General features: G+C 61.3%; 4 protein-coding genes. All 4 read left to right on the top strand.

The annotated features are described in order from the left end of the window. On the top strand, positions 1–1,227 hold a 1,227-nt coding region (locus ACZAHD_RS22270), incomplete at its 5' end, for an FAD-binding protein (RefSeq protein WP_462458670.1). Positions 1,228–1,293: 66 nt separating this feature from the next. Then, positions 1,294–2,112, top strand: a complete 819-nt coding sequence (locus ACZAHD_RS22265) for a sugar phosphate isomerase/epimerase family protein (RefSeq protein ID WP_462458669.1) — start codon at positions 1,294–1,296, stop codon at positions 2,110–2,112. Between the two features lie 10 nt (positions 2,113–2,122). Further along, positions 2,123–3,487, top strand: coding sequence for an MFS transporter (locus ACZAHD_RS22260; RefSeq protein WP_462458668.1), 1,365 nt, complete (start codon positions 2,123–2,125; stop codon positions 3,485–3,487). Further along, on the top strand, positions 3,484–3,874 hold a 391-nt coding region (locus ACZAHD_RS22255), incomplete at its 3' end, for a Gfo/Idh/MocA family protein (RefSeq protein WP_462458667.1). The genes ACZAHD_RS22260 and ACZAHD_RS22255, both read left to right, overlap by 4 nt.

Below are 3,874 nucleotides of genomic sequence, written 5' to 3'. Positions count from 1 at the left end.
GCCGGTATGGGCATCGCTGGCGGTAGCGATATGGCGCACTTTTTTAATGCAACTCGCTCCCCGCACTCAGCGTTGTATGCCGCCCGGCGCCTGCTGCGCCACGGCTGGCAACGACTGCGCGCTGGCCGCGGACAGCATCTGGTGAACGGTAACGCGCTGATCGGCCGCCTGCTGCGTTCGGCGCTCGACGCGGGCGTGAGTATTCAACTGAATTCCCCGGTTGCTCGCTTGCTGACATCATCGACTGGCGTCAGCGGCGCAGTACTGCGCAGCGATGATGGCGATATTGAGGTTCAGGCCAGCGCCGTGATCCTCGCCTGCGGCGGCTTTCCGCACGATCGTCAGCGCCTGGCGCAGCAGGTTCCGCACGCGGCGGGCGGCTACGGCCACTTCTCCGCCGCGCCGCCGGGTAATCAGGGCGACGGTATCCGGCTCGGGGAATCGGTCGGCGGTCAGTTCGACGCTTCTCTCAAACACGCCATGGCCTGGGCGCCGGTCTCCCGCGTCACCCTCGCAAGCGGCCTGCAACTGGTCTTCCCACACCTGGTTGAACGCGCGAAGCCGGGGTTTATCGCCGTATTGCCCAACGGCAAGCGTTTTACCAATGAAGCCGACTCCTACCACGACTTTATTGCCGCGCTGCTGGCCGCGACGCCTGCGGGAAAGCAGCCGACGGCGTGGCTGCTGGCCGATAGCCGGACGCTACGTCGCTACGGTCTGGGGCACGCCCGCCCCTTTCCGTTTTCACCCGCAGCATGGCTGCGCACGGGTTATCTCCGCTCAGCCCCCACGCTGGAGGCGCTGGCGGAACAATGCGCCATCGATGTCGGGCAACTGGTGGAAACGGTGGCGCGCTTTAACGACTGCGCCGCACGAGGAGAAGATCCGGAATTTCAGCGCGGCGCCTCAGCCTATAACCGGGCACAGGGGGATGCCCGGCATCCTCATCATCCCACGCTGGGTCCGCTTCGCCATGCGCCCTTTTATGCGGTGCGCATTTTGCCGGGTTCGCTGGGCTCTTTTAGCGGACTAAAAACCGATGAACAGGCGCGAGTGCTGGATGCGCACCAGCAGCCGATCGCTGGCCTCTACGCCATTGGCAATGATATGTCGAGCGTAATGCAGGGGTACTACCCCAGCGGCGGTATTACGCTCGGTCCGGCCATGACCTTTGGCTATCTGGTGGGGAAAACACTGGCCGCCAATATAACAAAAACAGCATCGTAACCGACATCTTACCAGGGACGGCAGTACCTATAACAACAATCACCTGCAACTGTACCGGAGTCTTTTATGAATATGCGAACCCTGTCCCTCGCTGCGCTCACCGTGCTCGACGTTCCGCCACCGGAACAGGTGCGGATCGCGGCACAAACCGGCTTTACTCACGTCGGCCTGCGTCTGCTTCCCGCCACGCCGACCGATCCTGACTACGATATGCTCGGCGATACCGCGACCGTTCGTGCGACCCTCTCTGCGTTGATGGAGACCGGTATTCGCGTGTCAGATGTCGAAATCGTGCGTCTGACGCGCGACTTTTCGCTTAATGCACGCCTGGAAAGCTTTCTTGAAACCGCCGCGCGCCTGGGCGCCCGGCAGGTGCTGGTGGCCGGTAACGATAACCATCGCACCCGCAGCGCTGAAAATCTTGCCGCACTCGCCGAAGCCGGTCGGGCGTATGGCTTAACCATGAATCTGGAGCCGATGCCATGGACCGAGCTGCGTACCATCGCTGACGCCAGGCGGCTGATTTCCGCTAGCGGGCGGTCGGACATCGGGATTCTGATTGACGCCATCCACTTCTGGCGCGCGGGAGAGTCGCTCTCAAGCCTCGCCGACCTGCCGCCAGAGTGCCTCAACTATATGCAGTTGTGCGACGCTCCGGCGCAGATCCCCGATAGCGAACAGGAACTGATCCATCAGGCCCGCGCTGCGCGGAAGGTGCCGGGCGAAGGCGGGCTGGATCTGCATGGTCTGATGTCCGCGCTGCCGACGACGCTGCCGGTCTCACTGGAAGTCCCGTTAAGCGGCCCCCAGGGCGCTCTGCCTGCCCTCAGCCGCGCACGGTTGCTGTTCAATGCCGCGCAGTCTTACCTGCGCACTTGCGCATAAGGAACCCCCGATGACTCAGACTCAACGCCTGGATGTCAGAGAGTTAATCAACAGCAATCCGCTCAGCCGTTTCCAGAAACTGGTGGTTTTCTTAGGATTTTGCGTGATTGCGCTCGACGGTTTTGATATTGCGATTATGGGGTTTATCGCGCCGACGCTGAAACATGAGTGGGGCGTGACCAACTACCAGCTCGGCTTCGTCATCAGCGCGGCGTTGATTGGCCTGGCTTTGGGGGCACTCCTCTCCGGGCCGCTCGCCGACTGGCTGGGGCGAAAAAAAATCATCGTGAACAGCGTCTTTTTCTTTGGCTTCTGGACTATCGTTACCGCCTTCTCGCAGAACATCGAACAGATGATTTTCTTCCGTTTTATGACCGGACTGGGACTCGGTGCGGCGATGCCCAATATCGGTACGCTGGTATCGGAGTATGCCCCCGAGCGTCGGCGCTCATTTCTGATTACGGTGATTTTTTGCGGCTTTACTTTTGGCGCGGCGGCGGGCGGCTTTTCCGCCTCGTGGCTGATCCCACGGTTTGGCTGGCATTCGCTGATGGCGCTCGGCGGTATTCTTCCGCTGCTGTTTGCGCCGTTACTTATCTGGCTGCTGCCGGAGTCGGTCCGCTTTCTGGTGGTTAAACGCGCACCGGCGGCACGTATCCGGGCGATATTACAACGGCTCTACCCGGGACAAATTGCGGATAACGCTGAATTCACACTTCCGGCGCAGCCCGTCAACGCCAACGCCATGCGCCTTGTCCTGTCGCGCCAGTACCGCCTCGGCTCACTGATGTTATGGTTGGTCTATTTTATGGGCCTGTTTTTGGTTTATATCCTCGGCAGCTGGTTGCCGACGCTGGTCAAAGAGGTCGGACTGACCGTCAGCCAGGCCGCGGTGATGACGGCAATTTATCAGGCCGGCGGCACCGTAGGCTCTCTGTTCGCCGGGTGGTTAATGGACCGCATCAATCCCCATCGGGCGCTGGGGCTGATTTATGCCATCGGCGGCCTGTTTACGATGGCCATGGGCTACGCCGCTGCCAGTTTTGCACTGTTGTGCCTGCTGGCTTTCGTCAGCGGTGCTTGCCTGAACGGCGCGAATACCGGCATGAATGCGCTCTCCGCCCGCTATTATCCGACCCAGGCGCGCGCTACCGGCTCCAGCTGGATGCACGGCGTCGGCCGAATGGGTGCCATCCTCAGCGCTTTTGCCGGCGCGGAAATGATGGCACTGAATCTCAGCTTCGAACACGTCTTTTTAATCCTTGGGATCCCGGCAGCATTAACCGTCGTCGGTCTGGTGGTGAAGGGGCTGTTTGCCAGCGATGGCGAATCGGCCTCCCCGACCCCTTCCCCCCCACTGAGGAGCCTGTCATGAGCAAAATTCGTCTTGCCGTCGTTGGTGCGGGCGTCATCGGACGCAAACATATTGCGGTGATTCGCGCTAACCCACGGGCTGAGCTGGTCGCCCTAGCCGATCCTTCGCCCCAGGCGCAGGCGCTGGCGCAATCGCTGACTATCGCAGGGTATGACAACGTTGAAGCCATGCTGGACGCGGTACAGCCGCAGGGCGTGATTAATGCCACGCCCAATATTCTGCACGTGCCCTGTGCTCTGGCCTGCATCGAACGCGGGATCCCGGTGCTGATCGAAAAACCCGTCGCCGACTCACCGGAACGTGCCCGGGAACTGGTCAATGCCGCCGCTCGTTATCAGGTTCCTGTGTTGGTGGGACACCACCGGCGGCATAACGCACTGATCGCCG

The sequence above is a fragment of the Raoultella sp. genome, from assembly GCF_039594335.1.
Classification (GTDB): domain Bacteria; phylum Pseudomonadota; class Gammaproteobacteria; order Enterobacterales; family Enterobacteriaceae; genus Klebsiella.
This window is presented reverse-complemented; position numbering and strand designations above follow the sequence as displayed.

What these genes read in the sequence shown, in the direction of transcription:
- ACZAHD_RS22265 (WP_462458669.1), top strand. Translation starts at nt 1,294, where the DNA reads ATGAATATGCGAACCCTGTCCCTCGCTGCGCTCACCGTGCTCGACGTT.
- ACZAHD_RS22260 (WP_462458668.1), top strand. Translation starts at nt 2,123, where the DNA reads ATGACTCAGACTCAACGCCTGGATGTCAGAGAGTTAATCAACAGCAAT.